Source organism: Streptomyces flavochromogenes (assembly GCF_000717595.1).
Taxonomy (GTDB): Bacteria; Actinomycetota; Actinomycetes; order Streptomycetales; family Streptomycetaceae; genus Streptomyces; species Streptomyces flavochromogenes.
In genome coordinates, this window is sequence record NZ_JNZO01000023.1 from 63,915 (window position 1) to 89,379 (window position 25,465).

Annotated in this window: 18 protein-coding genes; 10 read left to right on the forward strand and 8 right to left on the reverse strand. The window is 72.9% G+C overall.

The window, feature by feature from the left end; genetic code table 11:
* Positions 1 to 105: 105 nt before the first annotated feature.
* From rimP to IF00_RS0127135, 9 genes are all read left to right on the forward strand, one after another.
* Positions 106 to 612 carry a ribosome maturation factor RimP gene (rimP, locus tag IF00_RS0127095; RefSeq protein ID WP_030322419.1) on the forward strand — a complete coding sequence of 169 codons (507 nt, stop codon included), beginning with the start codon at positions 106 to 108 and terminating at the stop codon, positions 610 to 612.
* 2 nt (positions 613 to 614) lie between these two features.
* Positions 615 to 1,610 carry a transcription termination factor NusA gene (gene nusA, locus IF00_RS0127100; RefSeq protein ID WP_030322420.1) on the forward strand — a complete coding sequence of 332 codons (996 nt, stop codon included), beginning with the start codon at positions 615 to 617 and terminating at the stop codon, positions 1,608 to 1,610.
* Between the two features lie 74 nt (positions 1,611 to 1,684).
* Positions 1,685 to 1,966: a YlxR family protein gene (locus tag IF00_RS44045; RefSeq protein ID WP_078944865.1), complete on the forward strand. Its 282-nt coding sequence runs from the start codon at positions 1,685 to 1,687 to the stop codon at positions 1,964 to 1,966.
* A gap of 146 nt (positions 1,967 to 2,112) precedes the next feature.
* Positions 2,113 to 5,226 carry a translation initiation factor IF-2 gene (infB, locus tag IF00_RS44050; protein WP_078944866.1) on the forward strand — a complete coding sequence of 1,038 codons (3,114 nt, stop codon included), beginning with the start codon at positions 2,113 to 2,115 and terminating at the stop codon, positions 5,224 to 5,226.
* Positions 5,227 to 5,374: 148 nt separating this feature from the next.
* Positions 5,375 to 5,668 carry a DUF503 domain-containing protein gene (locus IF00_RS0127115; RefSeq protein WP_030322425.1) on the forward strand — a complete coding sequence of 98 codons (294 nt, stop codon included), beginning with the start codon at positions 5,375 to 5,377 and terminating at the stop codon, positions 5,666 to 5,668.
* Positions 5,669 to 5,699: 31 nt separating this feature from the next.
* Complete coding sequence (gene rbfA / locus IF00_RS0127120) at positions 5,700 to 6,140, forward strand: 30S ribosome-binding factor RbfA (RefSeq protein WP_030322427.1); 441 nt, start codon at positions 5,700 to 5,702, stop codon at positions 6,138 to 6,140.
* Positions 6,137 to 7,036, forward strand: coding sequence for a tRNA pseudouridine(55) synthase TruB (truB, locus tag IF00_RS0127125; RefSeq protein ID WP_030322428.1), 900 nt, complete (start codon positions 6,137 to 6,139; stop codon positions 7,034 to 7,036). The genes rbfA and truB overlap by 4 nt, the downstream gene beginning before the upstream one ends.
* Before the next feature lie 226 nt (positions 7,037 to 7,262).
* A complete protein-coding gene (locus IF00_RS0127130) occupies positions 7,263 to 10,907 on the forward strand; it encodes a S1 family peptidase (protein ID WP_030322430.1) in 3,645 nt (1,214 codons plus the stop codon).
* 31 nt (positions 10,908 to 10,938) lie between these two features.
* Positions 10,939 to 11,907 carry a bifunctional riboflavin kinase/FAD synthetase gene (locus IF00_RS0127135; RefSeq protein WP_030322431.1) on the forward strand — a complete coding sequence of 323 codons (969 nt, stop codon included), beginning with the start codon at positions 10,939 to 10,941 and terminating at the stop codon, positions 11,905 to 11,907.
* Between the two features lie 69 nt (positions 11,908 to 11,976).
* Here IF00_RS0127135 and IF00_RS0127140 read toward each other — a convergent pair whose 3' ends face one another.
* The 8 genes from IF00_RS0127140 to eccE all read right to left on the reverse strand — a co-directional run bounded on the left by IF00_RS0127140 (position 11,977) and on the right by eccE (position 23,686).
* Positions 11,977 to 12,987 carry an ABC transporter ATP-binding protein gene (locus IF00_RS0127140; protein ID WP_030322433.1) on the reverse strand — a complete coding sequence of 337 codons (1,011 nt, stop codon included), beginning with the start codon at positions 12,985 to 12,987 and terminating at the stop codon, positions 11,977 to 11,979.
* Entirely contained in the window at positions 12,984 to 13,958 is a 975-nt protein-coding gene (locus IF00_RS0127145) for an ABC transporter ATP-binding protein (RefSeq protein ID WP_030322434.1), read from the reverse strand. The genes IF00_RS0127140 and IF00_RS0127145 overlap by 4 nt, the downstream gene beginning before the upstream one ends.
* On the reverse strand, positions 13,955 to 14,869 hold the full coding sequence (locus tag IF00_RS0127150; protein ID WP_030322436.1) for an ABC transporter permease: 915 nt from the start codon (positions 14,867 to 14,869) through the stop codon (positions 13,955 to 13,957). Before IF00_RS0127150 ends, IF00_RS0127145 begins: the two co-directional genes overlap by 4 nt.
* Positions 14,866 to 15,927, reverse strand: coding sequence for an ABC transporter permease (locus IF00_RS0127155; protein WP_030322438.1), 1,062 nt, complete (start codon positions 15,925 to 15,927; stop codon positions 14,866 to 14,868). The genes IF00_RS0127150 and IF00_RS0127155 overlap by 4 nt, the downstream gene beginning before the upstream one ends.
* A 3-nt stretch (positions 15,928 to 15,930) precedes the next feature.
* Positions 15,931 to 17,766 (reverse strand): ABC transporter substrate-binding protein, encoded by a 1,836-nt coding sequence (locus tag IF00_RS0127160; protein ID WP_030322440.1) that lies wholly within the window; start codon positions 17,764 to 17,766, stop codon positions 15,931 to 15,933.
* A 192-nt stretch (positions 17,767 to 17,958) separates the two neighbouring features.
* Entirely contained in the window at positions 17,959 to 21,342 is a 3,384-nt protein-coding gene (locus IF00_RS0127165; RefSeq protein ID WP_030322441.1) for an SCO5717 family growth-regulating ATPase, read from the reverse strand.
* 227 nt (positions 21,343 to 21,569) lie between these two features.
* A complete protein-coding gene (locus tag IF00_RS0127170) occupies positions 21,570 to 22,385 on the reverse strand; it encodes a hypothetical protein (RefSeq protein ID WP_030322443.1) in 816 nt (271 codons plus the stop codon).
* Entirely contained in the window at positions 22,385 to 23,686 is a 1,302-nt protein-coding gene (gene eccE, locus IF00_RS0127175; RefSeq protein WP_030322444.1) for a type VII secretion protein EccE, read from the reverse strand. Before eccE ends, IF00_RS0127170 begins: the two co-directional genes overlap by 1 nt.
* A gap of 191 nt (positions 23,687 to 23,877) precedes the next feature.
* On the opposite strand from eccE, the gene eccB reads away from it, so the two are divergent.
* Entirely contained in the window at positions 23,878 to 25,434 is a 1,557-nt protein-coding gene (gene eccB, locus IF00_RS0127180) for a type VII secretion protein EccB (protein WP_030322447.1), read from the forward strand.
* Positions 25,435 to 25,465: the final 31 nt, after the last annotated feature.

A 25,465-nucleotide genomic window follows, 5' to 3' on the forward strand; every position in this document is an offset into this window, starting at 1 on the left:
GGGCGGTGGACGGCAACACCCTCCCGGACCGGATACCCTTTGGTCTGACACGCGAGCAAAGCGCGACGAACCCACAACAGCACACGCGGCCGAGGAGTCACCCGGATGAGCACCACCCAGAGCGACAGGCTGCGCGGACTCGTGGAGCCGCTCGTCCACGCGAGGGACCTGGATCTCGAGGAGATCGAGGTGTCCCGGGCCGGCCGCCGCGGACTGCTGAGGATCGTCGTCGATTCGGACGAGGGCGTGGAACTGGACGCCTGTGCCGAGCTGAGCCGTGCGATCTCCGAGAAGCTCGACGAGACCGACGCGATGGGCGAGGGCGAGTACGTCCTCGAAGTCAGCTCCCCCGGCGCCGACCGCCCGCTGACCGAGCACCGCCACTACGTGCGGGCCACCGGCCGCCTCGCCAGGTTCCAGCTGACCACCGACGGCGCCGCCGAGGAACTGGTCGCGCGGATCATGGCCGTGGACGAGGACGGCCTCGACCTCGAAGTGCCGGGTGTGAAGGGGCGCAAGCCCACCGCCCGCCGGGTCGCGTTCGCCGACATCGCCAAGGCCCGTGTCGAGATCGAGTTCAACCGCAAGGACAAGAAGGAAGAGGAGGCGTAGCCGTGGACATCGACGTGAAGCTGCTCAAGGGCTTGGCGAATGAGAAGGAGATCTCCTTCGACCTGCTGGTCGAGGCGATCGAGTCGGCCCTCCTCATCGCCTACCACCGCACCCCCGACGCCCGCCGCCACGCGCGTGTGGAGCTGAACCGGCAGACCGGTCACGTGACGGTGTGGGCGAAGGAAGACCCCTCCGATCTGGAGGAGGGCCAGGAGCCCAAGGACTTCGACGACACCCCGTCGGACTTCGGCCGGATCGCGGCGAGCACCGCCCGCCAGGTGATCCAGCAGCGTCTGCGGGACGCCGAGAACGACGTGACGTTCGGCGAGTACGCGCGCCGCGAGGGCGACGTCGTCGCCGGTGTCGTGCAGCAGGGCAAGGACCCGAAGAACGTCCTGGTCCGTCTGGACGACAAGCTGGAAGCCATTCTTCCGGTGCAGGAGCAGGTGCCGGGCGAGGACTACACGCACGGTCTGCGGCTGCGGACGTACGTCGTCCGGGTGGCGAAGGGTGTCCGCGGTCCGTCCGTCACCCTTTCGCGCACCCACCCCAATCTGGTGAAGAAGCTCTTCGCCCTCGAGGTGCCGGAGATCGCCGACGGCTCGGTCGAGATCGCGGCCATCGCCCGTGAGGCCGGTCACCGCACCAAGATCGCCGTCCGTTCCACCCGTTCGGGCCTGAACCCCAAGGGTGCCTGCATCGGCCCGATGGGCAGCCGCGTCCGCAACGTGATGGCGGAGCTCCTCGGCGAGAAGATCGACATCGTCGACTGGTCGGACGACCCGGCCGAGATGGTGGCGAACGCGCTCTCCCCGGCGCGGGTGTCCCGGGTCGAGGTCGTCGACATGGCGGCCCGTTCCGCCCGGGTGACGGTGCCGGACTACCAGCTGTCGCTGGCGATCGGCAAGGAGGGCCAGAACGCCCGCCTCGCCGCGCGGCTCACCGGCTGGCGCATCGACATCCGTCCCGACACCGAGCCGAGCGGTCCGGAGGACTGAGACCGTTTTAGGCCAACAACTGTTCGATTCTTGCCCCAAACAGGTGAGGTCGGTACGGGGAGGTAGACTTAATAGTGTCTGGCCGGACGCATGCCCGCGCGTGCCCTGAGCGAACCTGTGTGGGATGCCGGGTGCGAGCGGCCAAGAGCGATCTACTGCGGATCGTGGTGAACAAGGACGAGTGCGTTCCTGATCATCGCGGTACGCTGCCCGGCCGGGGTGCATACCTGCACCCCGCCGTGGCTTGTCTCGACCTGGCGGTCCGCCGCCGAGCGTTGCCGAGGGCCTTCAAGGTCCAGGGCCCGCTCGAAACAGCGGAACTACGTCACCACGTCGAACGGCCGGCACCGCAGTGAAGAAGTACGGCACGGAACACCGTGCGGTCAGGTACCTCGCGAGTTGGAAGTAGGTCGAGATTGCGATGAGCACTCGATGAGTACGCGATGAGTACGCCCATGAAGTAGCGACGGTCCGGCGGTAACCCGGACCTCAAAGGAGCGAAGTGGCTAAGGTCCGGGTATACGAACTCGCCAAGGAGTTCGGCGTGGAGAGCAAGGTCGTCATGGCCAAGCTCCAAGAACTCGGTGAATTCGTCCGTTCGGCGTCCTCGACGATCGAGGCGCCGGTCGTGCGCAAGTTGACTGACGCTTTGCAGGGTCCCGGCGGCAACGCCGGCAAGACCGCTGCCAAGCCTGGCGCGCCTCGCAAGGCCGCCCCCTCCAAGCCCGCGGCGCCTTCTCCGGCCGCCGCGGCACGTCCCGCTGCCCCCAAGCCCGGCGCCCCGGCCCCCAAGCCGGCCCCCGCCGCGCCTGCGGCGCCGGCCCCGGTCACTCCGGCCGCGCCCGCCGCGAGCAGCACCCCCTCTCCGGCTCCGGCCGCCTCGGGCCCCCGCCCGGGCCCGAAGCCCGCGCCCAAGCCGGTCACCCCGGCTCCGGCCGCGCCCGAGTTCACCGCGCCTCCGTCGGCTCCCGCCGCCGGTCAGCGCCCCGGTGGCGCCGCCCAGGGACCCCGTCCCACCGGCGACCGCCCCGAGCGTCCGGCCCGTCCGGGTCAGGGCGCACCGCGTCCGCAGGGCCAGGGTGCCCCGCGTCCGCAGGGCCAGGGCGCTCCCCGTCCGGGCGGTGCCCGTCCGGCCGGACCGCGTCCGGGCAACAACCCCTTCACCTCGGGTGGCTCCACCGGCATGGCGCGTCCGCAGACGCCCCGTCCCGGTGGCGGTGCTCCCCGTCCCGGCGGCCCCGGTGCCGCTCCGGGCGCCCCGCGTCCGCAGGGTGGCCCCGGCGGCGCTCCGCGTCCGCAGGGTCAGGGCGGCGCTCGTCCCACCCCCGGTGGCATGCCTCGTCCGCAGGCTCCCCGTCCGGGCGGCGCGCCCGGCGGTAACCGTCCCAACCCGGGCATGATGCCGCAGCGTCCCGCTGCCGGCCCGCGTCCCGGTCCCGGCGGCGGTGGCCGTGGTCCCGGTGGCCCCGGCGGCCGTCCGGGTGGTCCCGGCGGTGGCGGCGGCGGTCGTCCCGGCTTCGCCGGTCGTCCGGCCGGTCCCGGCGGTGGCGGCGGCGGCTTCGCCGGTCGTCCCGGTGGTCCCGGTGGCGGCGGCGGTCGTCCGGGTGGTCCCGGCGGCGGTGGCGGCGGCTTCGGCGGTCGTCCCGGTGGCTTCGGTGGCCGTCCCGGCGGTCCGGGTGGCCGTGGTGGCACGCAGGGCGCCTTCGGTCGTCCCGGCGGTCCCGCGCGTCGCGGTCGCAAGTCGAAGCGTCAGAGGCGCCAGGAGTACGAGGCCATGCAGGCCCCGTCCGTGGGCGGCGTGATGCTGCCTCGCGGCCACGGCGAGACCATTCGCCTGTCGCGCGGTGCCTCCCTCACCGACTTCGCCGAGAAGATCGGCGCCAACCCGGCGTCGCTCGTCGCGGTGATGATGAACCTCGGTGAGATGGTCACGGCGACGCAGTCCGTCTCCGACGACACGCTGACGATGCTCGGCGAGGAGATGAACTACACCGTTCAGATCGTCTCGCCGGAGGAAGAGGACCGCGAGCTCCTCGAGTCCTTCGACATCGAGTTCGGCGAGGACGAGGGCGGCGAAGAGGCTCTGGTCTCCCGTCCGCCGGTCGTCACCGTCATGGGTCACGTCGACCACGGTAAGACCCGACTTCTCGACGCGATCCGCAAGACGAACGTCGTCGCGGGCGAGGCCGGTGGCATCACCCAGCACATCGGTGCCTACCAGGTGGGTACCGAGGTCAACGGCGAAGAGCGTCGCATCACCTTCATCGACACCCCGGGTCACGAGGCGTTCACCGCCATGCGTGCCCGTGGTGCGAAGTCGACCGACATCGCGATCCTCGTGGTCGCGGCCAACGACGGCGTCATGCCGCAGACGATCGAGGCGCTCAACCACGCCAAGGCCGCCGGCGTCCCGATCGTCGTCGCGGTCAACAAGATCGACGTCGAGGGTGCGGACCCGACCAAGGTCCGCGGTCAGCTGACCGAGTTCGGTCTGGTGGCCGAGGAGTACGGCGGCGACACGATGTTCGTCGACATCTCCGCCAAGCAGGGTCTGCACATCGACTCCCTGCTCGAGGCCGTCGTCCTCACCGCCGACGCCTCGCTCGACCTGCGGGCCAACCCGAACCAGGACGCGCAGGGCATCGCGATCGAGTCCCACCTCGACCGCGGTCGTGGTGCCGTCTCGACCGTCCTGGTCCAGCGCGGAACGCTGCGCATCGGCGACACCGTGGTGGTCGGCGACGCGTACGGCCGCGTCCGGGCGATGCTCGACGACAAGGGCAACAACGTCGAGGAGGCGACCCCGTCGACTCCCGTCCTGGTCCTGGGTCTCACCAACGTCCCGGGTGCCGGCGACAACCTCCTGGTTGTCGACGAGGACCGTACGGCCCGTCAGATCGCCGAGAAGCGCGCCGCGCGTGAGCGCAACGCCGCCTTCGCCAAGCGCGTCCGCCGGGTGTCCCTCGAGGACCTCGACAAGGTGCTCAAGGCCGGTCTCGTCCAGGAACTCAACCTCATCATCAAGGGCGACGCGTCCGGTGCGGTCGAGGCCCTCGAGGCCTCGCTGCTCCAGCTCGACGTCGGCGAAGAGGTCGACATCCGTGTCCTGCACCGCGGTGTGGGTGCGGTCACCGAGTCGGACATCGACCTGGCCATGGGCTCCGACGCCATCGTCATCGGCTACAACGTCCGTGCGGCCGGCCGTGCCGCGCAGATGGCGGAGCGCGAGGGCGTCGACGTCCGGTACTACTCGGTCATCTACCAGGCGATCGAGGAGATCGAGGCGGCGCTCAAGGGCCTCCTCAAGCCGGAGTACGAAGAGGTCGAGCTCGGTACGGCGGAGATCCGCGAGGTCTTCCGCTCGTCCAAGCTGGGCAACATCGCCGGTGTCCTCATCCGCTCCGGCGAGGTCAAGCGCAACACCAAGGCGCGCCTCGTCCGCGACGGCAAGGTCATCGCCGAGGACCTCACGATCCACGGTCTGCGCCGCTTCAAGGACGACGTCACCGAGATCCGCGAAGGCTTCGAGGGTGGTATCAACCTCGGAAACTTCAACGACATCAAGATCGACGACGTCATCGCGACGTACGAGATGCGCGAGAAGCCGCGCGCCTGATCGCGTCCGATCGCAGCAGTGAGCCGGGGCCGGTCGGCGGAAACTATTCCGTCGATCGGCCCCGGCCGTTGCGTGTACGGTTTCGGATGTCCCCGCCGAGTGGTCGGCGGGCACACCGAACCCGAACCGGCGGGACATCCGGACATACATGTATGTGGGGACACTGTCCTTCGATCTGCTCCTCGGCGACGTTCGTTCGTTGAAGGAGAAACGCTCCGTCGTCAAGCCGATCGTCGCCGAGCTCCAGCGGAAATTCGCGGTGAGCGTGGCGGAGGTCAGCGGCCAGAACCTCCATCGACGGGCCGAGATCGGCGTCGCGATGGTGTCGGGGGACCCGGGACACCTCAGCGACGTACTGGACCGGTGCGAGCGGCTCGTCGCCGCCCGCCCCGAGGTGGAGCTGCTGTCGGTGCGCCGCAGGCTCCACACTGATGAAGACTGATGTTGAGCAAGGCAAAGAAGGAGAAGGACCAGTGGCCGACAACGCGCGGGCGAAGAAGCTGGCAGACCTCATCCGGGAGGTGGTCGCCGAGAAGCTGCAGCGCGGCATCAAGGACCCCCGCCTGGGCACGCACGTGACCATCACGGACACCCGGGTCACCGGCGACCTGCGGGAGGCCACGGTCTTCTACACGGTCTACGGCGACGACGAGGAGCGGGCGAGCGCCGCAGCCGGACTGGAGAGCGCCAAGGGCATCCTCCGTTCGGCCGTGGGCCGCGCGGCGGGGACCAAGTTCACCCCGACCCTGGCCTTCGTGGCCGACGCGCTCCCGGAGAACGCCAAGACGATCGAGGACCTCCTCGACAAGGCGCGGGCCTCGGACGCCCAGGTGCGGGAGGCGTCCTCGGGCGCCCACTTCGCGGGCGACGCCGACCCCTACAAGAAGCCGGGCGAGGACGAAGCCGCCGAATGAGCAACGCAGCAAAGGTGCCCGACGGCCTTGTCATCGTCGACAAGCCGTCGGGCTTCACCTCGCACGACGTCGTGGCCAAGATGCGCGGGATCGCGAAGACCCGCCGGGTCGGCCACGCCGGCACGCTCGACCCCATGGCCACCGGCGTCCTCGTCCTCGGTGTGGAGCGGGCGACCAAGCTCCTCGGCCACCTCGCGCTGACCGAGAAGGAGTACCTGGGCACCATCCGCCTGGGCCAGACGACGATCACCGACGACGCCGAGGGCGAGATCACGGCCTCCGTCGACGCCTCCAAGGTGACCCGGGAGGGCATCGACGAGGGCGTCGCCGAGCTGACCGGCGCCATCATGCAGGTGCCCTCGAAGGTCTCAGCGATCAAGATCGACGGCAAGCGGTCGTACGCGCGCGTGCGCGGCGGCGAGGAGTTCGAGATCCCGGCCCGCCCGGTCACCGTCTCCTCCTTCCAGGTGTACGACGTCCGTGAGGCGACCGCCGAGGACGGCACCCCCGTCGTCGACCTGGTCGTCTCCGTCGTCTGCTCCTCCGGTACGTACATCCGGGCGCTCGCCCGGGACCTCGGCGCGGGCCTCGGCGTGGGCGGGCACCTGACCGCGCTGCGCCGCACCCGGGTCGGCCCGTACAAGCTGGACTCGGCGAAGACGCTCGACCAGCTCCAGCAGGAGCTCACGGTCATGCCGGTCGCCGACGCGGCCTCGGCGGCGTTCCCCCGGTGGGACGTCGACGAGAAGCGGGCCAGGCTGCTGCTCAACGGCGTCCGCCTGGAGATGCCGGAGTACCCGGCGGGTCCCGTCGCGGTCTTCGGGCCCGGGGGGACGCTCCTTGCGCTCGTGGAGGACCAGCGGGGCAAGGCCAAGAGCCTCGCCGTCTTCGGCTGATCGGAGCGGTTCCGAGCTCATCGTCGGCTCACAGTGAGGGCGGGCACGCACGCGTGCCCGCCCTCACGTGTCTCCCCCCTCTGTTTCCCCCTGCGACAGCCTGTCCGGCAGAACACCGAAGAATCACCCGATCAGGGAGGCGCTCGGAGTGAAGGGGGGAGTGTCAGGGGGCGCGTTCCCCCCTCGTGGTCCTCCGCGTGATCACCGGCGACCTACCGTCGACACCATGGGACGCGGGGACCTGGCGACGCTGGTGCGGATCTGCGATCTGGCGGGCCGGCCTCGCGGCACCGGATTCCTCGCCGACCACCACGGAACGGTCGTCACCAGTCACGAAGCCGTCGACGGGCTCAGCCGTGTCGTCCTGCACGCCCCCGGCGAGCGGACCTGGCTCGCCGAGGCCGAAGCCGTCACCCCGCTGCCGGAGAGCGGCCTCGCGCTCGTACGGACCGAGGGCCTCGGCGTACGGCCGCTGCCGCTCGCGACCCGAACCGAGATCGAACCCGGCACATACGTACGGATCGCCGCCCACGGCTGGCGCGAGGCGCGCGTACTCGGACCGGCCGCCGTCACGTACACCGCCACCGACCGCTTCCACACGCTCGCCGACGCCGTCGAACTCGCCATCGGGACCGAGGGCGCGGAGGCCCTCCGCCTCGGCGGACAGGCCGCCGGCGGCCCCGTCGTCGACATCACCACCGGCACCGTCCTCGCCGTCCTCGGCACGGCCCTGCACGGCGACCGCCCGGCCGCCGGATACGCGGTGCGACTGCACCCCGAGGGTGCCCTCACCGCGCTCCTGCGGCGCAACGCGGCCACCGTCCCCGCCTACGGACCCGATCTGAACCTCGCCGGAATCCTGGAACTCACCGCCACCTCCACCGGCCCCGTGCAGGACCCGGACCCCTGGCCCGAGCCCGTCGAACGTCCTGAGTGCGTCCGCGAGTTCGCCCGCTTCGCAGCGGGCGAGGCGCCGGTCCTCGCCCTCGTCGGCGCTCCCGGCACCGGCCGCACCACCGCCCTCGCCGCCCTCTGCGCCCGCCGTGCCCGGGGCGTCGCGCCCGCCCCGACCGTCCGGCTGCGCGGCGCCGACCTGCGCGCCGGGGACCGCTCGCTCGCCGAGGCCGTCGGCCGCGCACTCCAGCAGGCCGGCCGGATCGTCGCCGCCTCCGGGGCGCCCGGCGACACCACCACCGCCACCCCCGAACGGGCCGCCGCCCTCGCCCACGAGGCGGGCCGCCCGCTGCTCGTCGTCCTCGACGGCCCCGAGGAGATGCCACCGCACCTCGCCCACCGGCTCGCCGACTGGACGACCGCCACCGAGGACTGGCTCCGCGCCCACCACGTCCATCTCGTCACCGCCTGCCGCCCCGAGCACTGGGAACGCGCGGGCGCGCTCTACCTGCCGGGCGCGCTGCACCGGCCGGCGACGGGCCCCCGGGACGGAGCGCCCGGCGGACTGCCGGCCGCCCTCGTCCTCGGGCCGTACTCCGTGGCCGAGGCACAGGCCGTACGCGAGGGGTACGGGCTCGGGGAGACGGACCTCGCCGAGGCCGACGCCCGCCACCCGCTGGCCCTGCGGCTGCTCGCCGAGGTGCGGGCCGCGCTGCCGGCGGACGTCCCCGGGCGGCCGGGGCGCGAGGAGATCTTCACCGCGTACCTCGACCTGATGTGTCTGCGGATCGCCGTCCGGATCGCCGCGGGTTCCCGGCCCCTGCCCCCGGGAAGCGCCGTACGCCGTCTGGCCGCCCGCGTCACGGGCCAGGTCCACGAGGCGGCCCGCCGCTGCCTCGGCCCGGGGCACGGCGTCCTCGACCGGGCCTCCTTCGAGGAGCTCTTCCCCTGGCGGGCGGGCTGGGCCTCGGCGGTCCTCACCGAAGGACTGCTCGTCCCGGCCGGTTCCGGGTACCGCTTCGCCCACGAGGAAGTGGCGGACTGGGTGCAGGCGGCCCACCTGGACCTGGACGGCGCCCTGGAGTCACTGCTCTCCCCGGGCCTCGGTTCTCCCGCCTGTCCCGAGGACGCGGCCCGTCCCGAAGAACCGGCCGGTCCCGTGGACGCGGCCGGACCCGCCGGACCCGCCGGACCCGCCGGACCCGTCGCGCCGCCCGCCGTCCCCCGGCAGCGGACCCCCGACGAAGCGCCCCCGCCGGTGCCGCGTCACCGCATCGGCCCCGTCCTCCAGGCGCTCCTGCTGCTCCACCGGGAGCGCGGCCCGGCCGCCCTCGCCCCCCGGCTCGCCGTGCTCGCCGAGGCCCTCGGGCGGTACGCCGGCGAGAAGGGCCCAGCCTCCGGCGACGGGCCCTGGTGGGCCGCGCGATTGTTCGGCGAGAGTGTGCGCAGGCTGCCGGACCCCCGGCCGTACCTGCCCGTCCTGCGGCTTCTCGCCGACCGGATCGGGGCAGGCGCCGAGCCGCCCGGGGCGGGCGGCGGCGGTGCCGACGCCCGCGGCGGGCGGCATGCCGTCTTCGCCGCGTTCGGGCCCGGGTTCTGGCTGGGGCTGCCGCTCGGGGAGGACGAGCGGATCGACCTGCTGCGGCGGCTCGTCCCCGCCGACCCGCCGCCGGGCGAGAACCGCGGCGAGAACCGCGGAGAGGACCCGGGCGAGGGTCCCGGCGAGCGGTCCCTCGCCGCCGTCGCCGGGATGCTCGCCGCCGACCCCCGGGGCGTGCAGCCGCTGCTCTGCCGTTGGTTCGGCGACGACCGCGCCCTCCCCGCCGTCCCGGGCGCGACCGTCGCCACCGCCGCCCAGGCCCTGCTGCACACCCATCGGGCGCTCGCCGTCGACGATCTGTGCGAGGCGCTCGTCGCCACCGCCCACCCGCTCGCCGACGGCCTCCTCGCCGCCCTCGTGGAGGACGAGCCCTCCGCCGTCTGCCGGGCCGTCGACCGCTGGGCCCACGACGACGGGCGCCCGGAACGGCGGGTCGCGGCCGCCACGTACGGGCAGCTGGTGGCCGTTCACGCGACCCGCCCCGCCGACCGGGAACTCCTGCGCTTCGCCGCCCTCGCCCTGCTCGCCCGCCCCGGCGACCAGTCCCTCCACGGCGCCGCCCTCGGCCTGCTGATCCGCGACCCGCACACCCGGGACCGCCACCTGCCCCGCGCCCTCGCCGAGCCCCGGGTGCCCGCGTGCGCCCTCGTCGACGCCCTCCCGGCCGACCCCGGACCGGTCCTCGCCGCCTTCGGGGCCCGGCTGGACGGCACGGGCGAGGTGCCCGCCGCCGCCCTGCGCGCGCTCGCCGACGTCGACACGCCCGCGCTCGCCCGCCGGGTGGCCCCACTCGTCCGCGGATACGTCGCCCGCCACCCCGAGGGCGCCGGGCACGTGGCCGACTTCGTCGACCGGCGCTTCGAGCACGGCCCGGCCGCCCGAGCCGTCCTCTTCCCCCTGGTATCCGGCCTGATCCGGGGCCGCCCCGCGCGGGTCCGCCGCGCTCTCGCCCCCGTCCTCGCCGCGCCCGGCACCGGAGCCTCCCGCCATCTGCGGGCGGAACTCCTCGACGTACTCCTGGAGCACGAGCGGTACGAGGCCGAGACGGGGGAGTTCACCGTCCTGGCCGCCCTCCTGGAGGCCGCCGCGGAGGGCGCCGAGCGGCGCAGCGAGCCGCGCACCCGGGCGCTCACCCACCGGGTCGCCACCCTGTGGGCCCGTACCCCCGAAGGCATGCGGCTGCTCGACCCGGACCTCGCGGGACACGTCCGCGCGCGGCCCGCGTTCGCCACGCTGCTCGCCCGCTGGACGGTCGGCGACCCCGCCGAGTGGGCGCCGCTGCTCGGTCCGGAGACCCTCCGGGCGCTGCGGAGCCACGGCACTTCCATGCCGATGCGAACCGAAGGCCGTGGGCATGGCAGTCTTAGACCTGCGTAATCGGCGAACAGGCGGACGAGGAGCGGTCACAGTGCAGCGCTGGCGTGGCTTGGAGGACATCCCCCAGGACTGGGGGCGCAGCGTCGTCACCATCGGCTCCTACGACGGTGTGCACCGCGGGCACCAGCTGATCATCGGACGGGCCGTCGAGCGCGCCCGGGAACTCGGTGTCCCCTCCGTGGTGGTCACCTTCGACCCGCACCCCTCCGAGGTCGTGCGGCCCGGCAGCCACCCGCCGCTGCTCGCCCCGCACCACCGGCGCGCCGAGCTGATGGCGGGCCTCGGCGTGGACGCGGTGCTCGTGCTGCCGTTCACCGCCGAGTTCTCCCAGCTGTCCCCTGCCGACTTCATCGTCAAGGTGCTCGTCGACAAGCTGCACGCGAAGGCCGTCATCGAGGGCCCCAATTTCCGCTTCGGACACCGGGCCGCCGGCAACGTCGCCTTCCTGTCCGAGCTCGGCGCCACCTACGACTACGAGGTCGAGGTCATCGACCTCTACGTCAGCGGCACGGCCGGCGGCGGCGACCCCTTCTCCTCCACCCTCACCCGCCGGCTCGTGGCCGAGGGAGACATGGCCGGAGCCGGCGAGATCCTCGGCCGTCCGCACCGCGTCGAGGGCATCGTGGTCCGCGGCGCGCAGCGCGGCCGCGAACTCGGCTTCCCGACGGCCAACGTCGAGACCCTCCCGCACACCGCCATCCCCGCCGACGGCGTCTACGCCGGCTGGCTGACGGCCGCCGGGGAGCGGATGCCGGCGGCCATCTCCGTCGGCACGAACCCGCAGTTCGACGGCACGGAGCGGACGGTGGAGGCCTACGCGATCGACCGCGAGGGCCTCGACCTGTACGGGCTGCACGTGGCCGTGGACTTCCTCGCGTACGTCCGCGGGATGCTCAAGTTCGACACCCTGGACGACCTGCTCGAAGCGATGGCCGGCGACGTGAAGCGCTGCCGGGAGCTGACGGAGGCGTACGACCTGGAGAACCCCCAGGCCGGCTAGCCCGCCGCCGTACGCCCGTCGGGTCCCGGTCGGCCGCGGGACGGGAGGCGCGCACCGCCTCCCGCCGGCTCAGACCACCGCCTCCCGCGCCACCCAGTGGCAGGCCACCTCCTGCTCCCCGCCGCCGCCCAGGACCGGCAGGCTCTCGCCGCGGCAGCGGTCCGCGACCGCCAGCGCCTCGCCCGATGCGAGGACCTGGCAGCGGGCGTGGAAGCGGCAGCCGGACGGGATGCGGGACGGGTCCGGGGGCTCACCGGTCAGCACGACCGGAGCGCCGCCGGACTCCGGAAGCACCGACAACAGCGCCTGGGTGTACGGATGCCGGGGCCTGGTCAGGACGGACTCCACCGTGCCGGTCTCCACGACCCGGCCCAGGTACATCACCGCCACCCGGTCCGCGATGTTCCACGCGAGACCCAGGTCGTGCGTCACCACCAGGGCGGAAAGGCCGAGTTCGTCGCGCAGGCGCAGCAGCAGCGCCAGGATCTCGCCCCGGACGGAGGCGTCCAGCGAGGCCACCGGTTCGTCGGCGACGATGAGTTCGGGCTCCAGGACCAGCGCGCCCGCGATGACGACGCGCTGGCGCTGCCCGCCGGACAGTTCGTGCGGGTAGCGCAGGAAGAAACGCTCCGGGGGGCGGAGCCCGGCCCGTGCGAGGGCGCCGGCGACCGCCTCCCGCTCGTCCCCCGTGTACCCGTGGATCCGCAGCCCCTCGGCCACCGCGTCGTACACCGTGTGCCGGGGGTTGAGCGAGCCGCTCGGGTCCTGGAGGACCAGCTGGGCCCGCTTCCGGTACGCCTTGAGGGCCCCGGCGCCGTACGCGAGGGGCTTCCCGTCGAAGGCGACCGTCCCCGAGGTGGGCCGGACCAGACCGAGGAGCGACCGGGCCAGGGTCGTCTTGCCGCAGCCCGACTCCCCGACGAGGGCGACGATCTCGCCCGCGCCGATGTCCAGGTCCACCCCGTCGACCGCCCGTGCGGGCGGCGCGCCCCGCCGCCCGGGGAAGGTGACGTGCAGCCCGCGCGCCGACAGCAGTGCCGCCGCCGTCGTCTCCGTACGCACGGCCGTCTCCGTACTCATGTCGCGCTCCCCACATGGACGCAGGCGGCCCGGTGATCCGTGCCCGCCTCCCTTAGCTCCAGATCGAGTTCCCCGCACGCGTCCACCGCCACCGGACAGCGCGGATGGAAGGTGCAGCCGCCGGGCAGGTCCGCCGGGTCCGGCGGGTCGCCCGGCAGTCCGCGCGGCGCACGCCGGGACGCGAGGTCACCGACGCGCGGGAACGCCGAGGACAGCGCCCGGCCGTAGGGGTGCCGAGCGGCCTCGTACACCGCGCGGGCCGGCCCCTCCTCGACGACCCGGCCCGCGTACATCACGGCGAGCCGGTCGCAGGTGTCGGCGAGGACCGCCAGGTCGTGGCTGATCATCAGGAGGCTGATGGACTGCTCGGCGACGAGTCGCTCGATCAGCCGCAGGATCTGCGCCTGGATCATCACGTCGAGCGCGGTCGTCGGCTCGTCCGCGACGATCAGCTGCGGATCGCAGGCCAGCGCCATCGCGATCATCACGCGCTGCCGCTGTCCACCGGACAGTTCGTGCGGATAGGCGGCCGCGCGCGCGGCGGGCAGACCGACGTGTTCGAGCAGTTCGCCGGCCTTCCTGCGGGCCGCCGCCGGGGTGGCCCTGCCGTGGACGAGCAGCGGTTCGGCGATCTGGTCCCCGATCCGGTGCACGGCGTTGAGCGAGTGCATCGCGCCCTGGAAGACGATCGACGCCCCTGCCCAGCGCACGGCCCGGAGCCGGCCCCACTTCATGGCGAGGACGTCGTCGCCGTCGAGCAGGATCCGACCCTCGATCCGCGCCGACGCCGGAAGCAGGCGCAGCAGCGCGAGGGCGAGTGTGGACTTGCCGCAGCCCGACTCGCCCGCCACGCCGAGTTTGCGGCCCGGCTCCAGGGTCAGGTCGACCCCGCGCACGGCGGGCACGGCGGACGCGCCCGAGCCGTACGTCACCCTGAGGTCCCGTACCTCCAGGAGGCTCTGGGCGTTCATCGGCTCACCCCCAGCTTCGGGTTGAGTACGGACTCGACGGCGCGGCCGCACAGCGTGAACGCCAGCGCGACCAGGGCGATGGCGATGCCGGGCGGAGCCAGGTACCACCAGTGCCCGGAGGAGACCGCGCCGGCCTCGCGGGCGTCCTGGAGCATGCCGCCCCAGGAGACGACCGTCGGGTCGCCGAGTCCGAGGAAGGCGAGGGTCGCCTCGGTGAGGATGGCGGTCGAGATGCCGAGCGTGGTCTGCGCGAGCACCAGCGGCATCACGTTCGGCAGCACGTGCCGGCTCATGACGTGCCCGTGGCCGCCGCCGAGCGCGGTCGCCCGTTCGATGTACGGGCGGGACTCGACGGCGATCGTCTGGGCCCGCACCAGGCGGGCCGTGGTCGGCCATGAGGTCACCCCGATGGCGATGACGACCGTCCACATCGACCGGGACATGACGGTGGCGAGCACGATCGCGAGGACCAGGGTCGGCATCACGAGGAACCAGTCGGTGATCCGCATGACGACGGTCGAGAACCAGCCGCCGTAGTGCCCGGCGATGATCCCCACGAGGGTGCCGATGGCGACCGAGAGTGCCGCCGCCAGCAGCCCGACGAGCAGTGAGATCCGCGCTCCCCAGATCAGCAGGCCGAGCAGCGAGCGCCCGAACTGGTCCGTTCCCAGCGGGAATTCGGAGCTCGGTGACTCCAGGGCGGTGCCCGGGGCCTGCGTCACGGACTGCACGTCGGCGCCGACGGTCAGTGGGGCGGTCAGCGCGAGCAGCGCGATGAGGGCGAGCCCGGCGAGGCCGTAGAGTCCGGCGCGGTGGGTGCGGTACGCCTTCCAGAAGCGGGACACCGAACTCCGGCGGCGTTCCCACCGCAGGGAGGCCGCCGACGGCAGTGTCGGCTCGGTCGAGGTCATCGGCCCACCCTGGGGTCGAGCAGCGGATACAGCAGGTCGGCGATCAGGTTCATCAGGATCATCGCTCCCGCGAAGACCACGAACAGGCCCTGGACGAGCGGCAGGTCGGGCACGCTCAGGGCCTGGTAGAACAGCCCGCCGAGCCCCGGCCAGGAGAACACCGTCTCCACCAGGATCGAGCCGGCCGCCACATGGCCCAGGTTGATGAAGATCATGGTCACGGTCGGCAGGAGCGCGTTCGGCACGGCGTGCCGGCGCCGTACGTCGTCGTCCCGCAGCCCCTTCGCGCGCGCCGTCGTCAGATAGTCGCCGCCCATCTCGTCGAGGAGTGAGGAGCGCATCACGAGCAGGGTCTGCGCGTATCCGACGGCCACGAGCGTGACGACCGGCAGGACGAGGTGGTGGGCGACGTCGAGGACGTACGCGAAGCCGGTCTCGCCCGTGCCCGACTCCATGCCGCCGGTCGGGAAGAGCCCCGGGATCGGGCCGATGCCGACCGAGAACACGATGATGAGCAGCAGCCCGAGCCAGAAGGAGGGCACCGACCAGAGCGTCAGTGCGATCCCGGTGTTCAGCTTGTCGCCGAGCCCGCCGTGGCGCCAGGCCGAGCGGGTGCCGAGCCAGAGCCCCAGCGCCGAGTAGATCACCACGGCGACGCCGGTGAGCAGCAGCGTCGCGGGCAGTTTCTCCGCGATCAGGTCGCCGACCGGGGCGCGGAACTGGAACGAGGTGCCGAGGTCGCCGCTCAGTGCCTTGGCGCAGTAGTCGGTGAACTGCTGCCACAGCGGCAGATCGAGCCCGAACTGACGCCGCAGGGTGGCGAGTTGTTCGGCGGAGGTGGGCACGCCGTGTGTCATCGCCTTCACCGGGTCGCCGGGGATGATCCGGAACAGGAAGAAGCTGGTGACGAGGACGGCGAAGAGGGAGACGAGTGCGCCGCCCAGCTTGCCCGCCGCGTGGCGGAGATAGCCGAGGGAGGAACCGGTGCGGGGTGCGCCGTCCGTGGCGCGGGCCTCTTCGGCCCGCACCACGTCGGCGGGGGTGCTCGCTGTCGTCACGGACTACTCGCGGTCGTCGGCGGTGGTGCGACGGCGACGGGCGGTCCAGACGCCCACGGCGACGAGGACGAGCGCGACGGGGCCGAGGATCAGCCAGACGGTCGTCGAGGAGCCGGAGCTGTCGCCGTCGGACGCGGAGGCCGTGGGCGTGGCCGACCACCAGCTCCAGTAGCCGTCCTGGCCCCACAGGTTTCCTGCGGCCTCGGGCATGGTCGTGATGGACGCGATCTGGTCCGTGCGGTACGCCTCCAGGGCGTTCGGGTAGGCCATGATGTTCATGTACCCCGTGTCGTACAGCCGGGACTGCATCCGCTTCACCAGATCCGCCCGCTTGGCGGTGTCGTACTCCACCGCCTGTTGTGCGTAGAGCCCGTCGAACTCCGTGTCGCAGATGAAGTTGTCGGTGGCCCCGGAGTCCTTCGGCGTCGCGGGGAGCGTGCCGCAGGTGTGGATCGACAGGACGTAGTCGGGGTCGGGGTTGACCGACCAGCCGTCGAACGCGAGGTCGTAGTCGCCCTTGACCCACGGGTCCGAGACGCTGTCCAGGCAGTCGACCTTCAGGCCGATGCCCAGCGCGCCCCACCACTCCTGGAGGTACTTGCCGACCGCCTTGTCGTTCGGGTCGGTGGCGTGGCAGAGGATCCGGAAGTCCAGCGGCTTGCCGTCCTTGCCGACCCGCTTGCCCTCGGCGTTCTTCCGGTAGCCGGCCGCGAAGAGGACCTTGTCCGCGGCGGTGGGGTCGTACGACCGCTTCTGGGCGTCGGAGGGCTTCCAGAAGTACGAGCCGAAGCGCGGCGGGATGTAGCCCTCGCCCTCGACGGCGTGGCCCTGGAAGACCTTGTCGACGAGGGTGGTGCGGTCGACCGCGAGGAAGAGCGCCTTGCGGACGGCGGGGTCGAGCAGCGCCTTGTGGCCGTTGCCGAAGGTCTTGCCGTCCTGGGCCTTCGCCCCGGGGTTGGTGGCGATGGCGTAGAAGCGGCGGCCGGGGGCGTCGTTGACCTTGATGTTCTTCTGGGTCTTCAGCGCGGCGGCCTGGGCGGGCGTCAGATTCGGTACGAAGGACACCTCGCCCTTCTGGAGGGCGGCGACGGCGGCGTCGCCGTCCTTGTAGTACTTGAAGACCAGCTCGTCGAACTTCGGCGCGCCCCGCCAGAACGTCTTGTTCGGCTTGAGCTTGATGTACTGGTCGACCTTGAAGTCGGTGATGACGAACGGCCCGTTGCCCACGATGGGGAACTGCTTGTCGTTGTTGAACTTCGAGAAGTCGCCGACCTTCTCCCAGACGTGCTTCGGCACGATCGGCACGTCGAGCGCGGTCATCGTGGCCTGCGGCTTCTTCAGGCGGATGACGAGCGTCTTCGGGTCGGGTGCGGTGACCTGCGCGAAGTTCGCCGTGAAGCTGCCGTTGGCGGTGGCGGCGTTCGGGTCGGTCATCATCTTGTTGAAGGTCCAGGCCGCGTCCTCGGCGGTGGCGGGCTTCCCGTCGGACCACTTCGAGTTATCGCGGATCGTGTACGTCCAGGTCAGCTTGTCCGCCGAGGGGGTCCACGCCGTCGCAAGGCCCGGGACCGTGCGGGCGTCCTTCGCGTCGTAGTTGGTGAGGTACTCGTACGCCAGCCGGTGGATGCTGGTCGAGGTGAGCTTCTGGGCGAGGAAGGGGCTCAGCGAGTCGATGCTCTGCGAGACGGCGACGGTGAGCGTGTTCCCCGCGGACTTGTCGTCCTCGGCGGCGGCGGTACCGGGGACGGCCACGAGCGAGACGGCGGTGACACCGGAGGCGAGCAGCAGGCGGAGCGCTCTGTGAGGGGGGGTGTGACGGGGTGGGACCTTCGTGACCATGACCATGGGACGTGACCTCGCGTCGGGGGATCTGTCGTGGATCTTGGGCTGACGGTGAGTGAAGCGAAGGTTTATCAGCGGTGGTCTGCCGTCGTCAACGATCCCTCAAACCCCTTGTGGGCTGCGGGAATGCCAAGAGGCCCCGTACCGGTGAACCGGTACGGGGCCTCATTGGTCTACTCCTGTGACGCCTTACTGCTGAGGGGCTGGCGGAGCCTGTGGAGGCTGCTCCTGCGACCAGTTCGGCGGTGGGACCTGCCCCTGTCCCTGGTCATGGCCCTGCCCCTGACCCTGCGGCTGCCCATGACCGTGATCCTGTGGATCGGCGTGCGGGGGCAGCGGCTGGCCCGGCTGCGGCTGCTGCCAGCCCTGCGGCATACCGGGCTGGCCGGGAGGCGCGCCGTACGGCTGTCCGGGCGCGGGCTGTGCTCCGTACGGCTGACCCGGCGCCGGCTGCCCGGGCATCGGCTGCCCCGGCGCGGGCGGGGCCCCGTAGGGCTGTCCGGGCGCGGGAGGCGCGCCGTACGGCTGACCCGGCGTCGGCTGCTGACCGTACGGCTGCTGCGGCGGGTACGGCTGACCGGTCGGTGGCTGGCCGGGCATCGGCTGCCCCGGGAACGCCTGTCCGGGCGCCGGCTGTCCGGGCATCGGCTGGGCACCGTACGGCTGCCCCGGTACGGGCTGTCCGGGCGTGAACTGCCCGGGCACCGGCTGGCCGGGCATCTGCTGACCGGGCATGGGCTGTCCGGGCATCTGGTGGCCCGGCATCGGCGGGGCCATGTGCGGCGGCAGCGCGCCCTGGCCGTCGCCGGTCCACAGGCCCTGCGCCTGCTGCGCCCGTACGAAGTCCTCGGCCACCATCGCCGAGAGGTGGAAGTACGCCTCCCGGGTCTTCGGCCGCATCATGTCGAGGTCCACCTCGGCGCCGGCCGACAGGTGCTCGTCGAAGGGCACGACCACGACACCGCGGCAGCGGGTCTGGAAGTGCTGCACGATGTCCTCGACCTTGATCATCTTGCCGGTCTCGCGGACCCCGGAGATGACCGTGATGGAACGCTGCACCAGGTCCGCGTAGCCGTGCGCCGAGAGCCAGTCCAGCGTCGTCGACGCGCTGGACGCGCCGTCCACGGACGGCGTGGAGATGATGATCAGCTGATCGGCGAGGTCGAGCACCCCGCGCATCGCGCTGTACAGCAGACCCGTACCCGAGTCCGTGAGGATGATCGGGTACTGCTTGCCGAGGACGTCGATCGCGCGTCGGTAGTCCTCGTCGTTGAACGTCGTGGAGACGGCCGGGTCCACGTCGTTGGCGAGGATCTCCAGACCGGAGGGCGCCTGCGAGGTGAAGCGGCGGATGTCCATGTACGAGTTCAGGTACGGGATCGCCTGCACCAGGTCGCGGATGGTCGCTCCGGTCTCGCGCCGCACACGGCGGCCGAGGGTGCCGGCGTCCGGGTTGGCGTCGATCGCCAGGATCTTGTCCTGCCGCTCGGTCGCCAGGGTCGCGCCCAGCGCGGTCGTCGTCGTGGTCTTGCCGACACCGCCCTTGAGCGAGATGACCGCGATCCGGTAGCAGGAGAGGACGGGCGTCCGGATCAGCTCCAGCTTCCGCTGCCGCTCCGCCTCTTCCTTCTTGCCGCCGAGCTTGAAGCGGGCGGCGCCGCCGCCGGGCGTCCGGCTGGACTTGGGCTTCTGCTTGTTGTTCCGCAGAAGGCGGTCGGAGGACAGCTCGACGGCCGCGTTGTAGCCGAGCGGGGCGCCCGGCACGGACCGCTCCCGCTGATCGTGCGTCACGGGCGAGGGCCAGGCGGCCCCGGTCCGCGGGTCGACGGGCTGCCCGTCGTGCGGGGGCTGGGGGACCGGGGCCTGCGGGGGTACGGCGGCGGGGTGCGGGTAGCCGTAACCGCCCTGGGCCTGCGGCGGCACGCCACCGGGAGTCCCGGGCCGGCCCTCCGGGCCCTGCGGCCCGGGAGGTGCCCCCAGCGGGTAGCCGTAACCGGCCTGCTGCGGAGGCGTCCCGGGCTGCGGGAAGCCGTAGCCGCCCTGGGGGGCCGGAGCCGGAGCCGAGGGCTGGGGCTGCGGGGCCTGGGCAGCCTGGGGGGCCTGGGGGTAGCCGTAACCGCCGGGAGCCGGGGGCTGGTCGTGCGGCGCCTGCTGGGCGTGGGGCGGCTGTGGGGCCTGCGGGTAGCCGTAGGCGCCGGGCGCCTGGGGCTGGGCCTGCGGCGGTACGGGGCCGGGCGCGCCGGGAGTGCCGGGCGGCGGCCATGCCGCGGCGGGCGGCAACGGCGCGGCCTGGGGCTGCGGCTGGGCGCCCGGCTGCGCGGGCCACTGCTGGGCGGGCCCGGGAGCGGCCGGCTGGAACGACGGCGGCAGCGGGGGCAGACCGGCGCCGGCCTGCGGCCCGGTGGCGGGGAAGGGCTGCCCGGGCGCGGGAGCCGGAGCGGCACCGGGGAACGGACCGGGAGCGGCATCCGGACCGAAGCCCTGCGGCGCGGCGTCGGCGGGCGGGTAGGGGACGGGTGCCATCGGCTCCGTCAGTGCTTCGGGAGCGGCCGGGACGGCGTCCGGAAGCGCCGTGTCGCCGGTGGCGTCCGCGGGTACGGCGTCGGTGACGGGTCCCGAGTCCGCGTCGGAGTCCGCCCCGGCGTCCTCCGGGCTGGTGCTCACCGCGGCGTCGGCGGCCAGGCCGGACGCGGCCTCGCCGTGGGCTTCCGGCACCTCGGGCGCTTCGGGCGCTTCGGGCGCCTCGGATTCCGCGGCGGAGACGGCGTCCTGCGTGCCGGACTCCGTCACGTCCGCCGCCTCGACGTCGGCCGCATCGGCCTCGGCCGGCGCGCTGTCGTCGGCGGTCGCGGTCGGCTCCTCGGCGCCGGCCCCGGGCGTCGCCGAGGCGGCGGGAGCGGCCGGGGCGGCCTCCGCCGAACGCTCCGCGATCTCGCGCTGGAGCGCGGCGGGGGAGAAGCGCATGGTCGAGCCGCTCTCGACGTCCCCGCCCCCGAACGGCGCCGCGGGCGCGGGCACCGCAGCACCCGGCAGCGGGGCGGGCGGCGGGAAGGCACCCGGCGCCGAGGTGTCGGGAGCCGCGACGACGGGAGGCGTGACGACGGGAGGCGTGACCACCGGGGGAGTGGCGACCGGGGGAGTGGCGACCGGAGGCGTCACGGCGGGAGGGGCAACAGCAGGAGACCCGGCCACAGGAGGCGTCGCGACCGGAGGCATCCCCGCCGGAGGCACGTGCCCGGCAGCCGGAGGCGTACCCGTCGCAGGTCCCCCCACCACGGGCGTGCCCGCCACGGGAGTGCCCCCGGCAGGCGTACCCGCCACCGGAGTCCCCGTGTTCCAGCTCGGCTCGAAGCCGCTGCCCGCCGGGAGGCCCGGGACCGGGACCGGCGCCCCGCTCGGTGGCGGGGGAGTGGCACCGCCGGCCCCCGCACCGCCCGACGCGTTCTGCGTGTACCAGGCCGGCGGGGTGTAGTCGATGGTGAACTCACCCGTCATCTCGGCGGGATCCGCGTCGGACTGATCGTCGGCGGGCGGACTCCAACCCCCGTGGATCTCGTCGCGATCGCCGTTCACTTTGCCTCCTGGTGTGGTCGAGCACCCTTGTGCCGTTGTGGGCGGGGCTCTTCCACCCTAATCGGCGCGGGCAACCCCCGGGCAGGCCCGACAGCCCCTCCGCGCCCGTCCCCGTGACCCGGCCCGGTCACCAAGTGACCTGACCGCGCCGCAGAGTGAGAACCCCCACCGTTCAAAACGATGCAAAAACGGACGTACTTGAACGACTTCATGCCGTTCGGTGCCGTTCAGTCCATCCTGCGCGCGGCGCCCAACAATCCGGTCTCGGCGTCGGTGCCCTGCGTCATGACGAACTGGCGGTCGCTCGGCGTGCACCAGAGCGTCACTCCGTCCGCGAGCGTGGAGAGCGCCTCGTACTCGTGGCGCGGCAGGCTCATGATGCGGCCGATCTGCGTGGCCTCGTCGGGGGAGACCCGCTGGACGCCGACCAGCGAGGACTTCTCCAGGAGCCGGGGCGCGACCGGGCTCAGATAGGGCAGCAGCGTGACCACCGACTGCCAGGGCGCCGACACGACGCGGCCACGCGGCGGCCGCATGCCGCAGTCGCGGATCACGACCACGGGACTGCCCGCGGACGCGCCCTGCGGCGGCACCCGCCCCACGTCGTGCAGCGAGATGCACGGCTGGCCGCCGCCGGCGGCCTGCGCGAGCGCCGTCCAGGCCTGCGCGCGGCCGGTCTCGACCGCCACCCGGGCGCCCGTGGCGGCGGCCCGGAGCGCCAGCACCTGGGCCGTCCACAGACCGCCGATGAGCGTGATGTCGTACGGGACGGGCCGGTTGATGCCGAGCACGGCGGGCCGGTTCTCGGCGTCGACGCCGATCACCATGCCGTCGTCACCCACCGGCAGGGCCAGCGCCTCGAGTTGGTCGAGGGGGACGGAGTGCCGGTCGCGGCGCGGCCCGACGAGCCCGAAGCCGAAGCGGGGCTTCGTGCCCCGGCCCGTACCCCGGGAACCGGCGCCCCGGGAGGCGGCCCGGCCGGTGCCACCGGCGCCCGGACGGGCCGGCGTGCCGAAGGAGGGAGAGGAGGCGGCATGGGACATCAGCGCGCACCTCCCAGCGGAAGAGTCGCGAGGATGCCCGGCACCTGTTCACGGTCGAGTCGCACGAGTCCCGTCCTCACCCCGCGCGCGGCGCGCTCCAGTTCGTGCCGCGCGGCCACCAGTTCCTCGTCGCTGCGCCCGGTGATCCGTACGTGGCCGGTCACCGTCACCTCCTGCCGGTCCCCGCCGCTCAGCGTCAGGCTGAACGTCGTCGCGAGCGCGGGCAGCGAGGTCAGCAGGGCCACCAGCTGCGGCATCGAGGCCCCCGAGCCGCCCTGCCCGCCGAGCTGGGGCCAGCGCCCCACCCAGTACGTCGTGTGCCGCCGGTCGTCCACCCGCAGGGTCCGCGCGGTCTCCTGGGTCCGGCGCCCCTGTGTCTGACCCCGGCCCGCCTGCGCTATCGCCATCGGGCTGGCGCAGGTCGAGGTGGCCAGCGCCGAGACGAGTTCCTGCTCCGTCAGCACGCTCGCCGAGAACCCCGCGCCCGCGAGCCGGCTCGCCAGCTGGTCCGCCGCCCGCACCACGCACTTCTGCGCGCCCTTGAGGCCGCCGCCGCGCGCGGCGACCGCCTCCGGGCAGAGCTCGGGGTCGAGTTTGAGCGCGATCCAGGTGATCCGTACGGCGGGCGAACCCGTCTGCGCCTGGAGCGGCCCGTAGTTGCGTGCGGCCATCGACTGCGCGGGCAGGTGCGGCGCGGGAGCGGGCTGCGTGTGCTGCACGATCTGCGCCGACTCCAGGCGGATGCCGTCCACGCTCAGGACGTCCCGGACGAGCCCGACGGGCAGCGGCGCGGCCGCGCGGTCCGGGCGCAGTGCCGTGCCGTCCGCCTCGACCCGCAGGACCGCGGTCAGGAAGGTGCCGTCGCCGACCATGCCGACCGGCCGCCGGTCGCGATCGCTGTACGTGTAGGTCCGCAGGGCCGGGTCGCACTCCACGACCGGCGCGAGCCCCGGCTCTGTGCCCTCGGGCACCGTGAACGAGGACGCCTTGCGGGAACGCGTCCTCAGCGCGAGGAACGTTCCGAGCCACTCGGGAAGCGAGCGGCGGTGCCGGCGGACGACCGCCATCAGCACGAGCACGACGGCGACCACGCCCGCGGGAACCATCAGCACCGGCTCGACGACCCAGGCGACGAGCATCAGTGCCGCCGCCACCTCGATCAGTACGAGCTGTTGCAACTGGAACGAACCGAAGTGTCCCGGGCGCGCCTGGAGCTTCGGCGAGACCGAGGAAACAGGCCCCGTGGACGGGGGTGCGGAGGCGGTGGCCGCGGCGGGCCGCGTCCGCGTCGCGGAAACCATGATGGAGAATCCCCCTCAATTCATCCCGATCACCCTGGCCCGCCAGGGCTTTGGCGGCCGGATCACCCTACCCGCCCCACGAACCCCACGGGACAGCAGGCATAGTAGGGGGCCGGTCCGACGGCCGGGGCCCGGGTGTCATCTCCCCCAGGCTCCCGCGCGAAGATCGCGCCTGACGAGAATGGGGACTCATGGCATCGCGGCGGGACGAGCTCAACGCGTACACCTTTGCGAAGAAGCGCACGGTGGCGGCATTCCTGCAACCCTCGCCCTCCGGCACGGAGGAGGGGGCACCGAAGCCGCTGCGCGCGATCCTTCCCGGGTTGATCGCGGCCGCGCTCGTGACGGCGGGTTTCGGCGCCTGGGGCATGTTCAGCCCGCAGGCCCCGAAGGGTTGGGACACCCCAGGTACCCGGGTGATCGTCGGCAAGCAGTCGACGTCCCGGTACGTGGTCCTGGAGACCGGCAAGGGCAAGGACGCGAAGAAGCTGCTCCACCCCGTGCTCAACCTCGCCTCCGCGCGGCTCCTCCTCGACCCCGAGCAGTTCCAGGTCGTCCAGGTCGCCGACAAGACGCTCGACCAGGGCAAGGGCACGCCCCCGCGCGGCCCGATCCTCGGCATCCCGTACGCCCCCGACCGGCTTCCCACTGCGGAAGAGGCAGGGAAGCCCAAGCGCTGGGCGGTCTGCGAACAGCCCGGCGGCGGTGCGGGCGCCAGCGTCCAGAAGGCGACCTTCATCTTCGCCGAGCGGGACGAGAAGCTCACCCAGGGCGCCAACCAGCTCAAGGACGGGCAGATCCTGTACGTCAAGGGGCAGACGGGTGCCGCCCAGTTCCTCGTCGACCACACCGGCACCAAGTACCCGGTGAAGTCCGAGACCACCGGGCTGCTCACCGCGCTCGTCGGCCTCGGCAAGGAGCCGCAGCCGGTCACCGACGACTGGCTCGCCACGCTGAAGACCGGCGACGAGATCGACTTCCCGCGCATCGAGGGCGGTGACGTCGGCCGCCACACCCGGATCCCCGGCGCCACCCTGTCCGACACCGAGAGCCGGATCGGCAACGTCCTGCTCGCACCGACGGGATCGGGGCCCCAGCACTACGTCGTACTCGCCGGCAAGGTGCAGCCGGTCACGCCGTTCACCGCCTGGCTGCTCATCAACTCCCCGCAGACCAGCTCCCTCGACATGGACGGCAAGGCCACCCCTGCCAACGCCTCCGACTTCGTCCCGGACCCGACCGTCTTCCACGGCGGCGTGAACTGGCCGAAGGCGAGGTCCGCGCAGGCCAACTCCGTCACCGGCGCGGACGCCCGCGACACCGTCTGCAGCGTCCTCACCAGCGTCGGCGAGCAGGGCCAGACGACCCTCACGACCTGGGCCGGCACCCAGTACCCCGCCGACATCACCGCGGGCGGCAGCAGCACGTACGTCACCCCCGGCACCGGCCTGCTCTACACCCAGATCCAGGGCAAGCAGAAGACGCCCGGCGGCTCGCTGTTCCTCGTCACCGACACGGGCCTCCGTTACGCGGTCCAGGCCAACGGCGACAGCGACTCAGCCCGTTCCGAGATCGGCACCGGGGCCAAGGAGAAGCCGACCGACGGACGCCCGGAACCCAGCGACGCCCAGAAGCGTCTCGGCTACGACAAGGTCGTGCCGGCCCGCGTCCCCATCGAATGGTCCGAGTTCCTTTCGAAGGGCCCCCGGCTCGACGCCAACAGCGCGCGTCAGCCGCAGGGTTCCTAGGGGGTGGCACCGGTGAAGAAGAACCACCGCA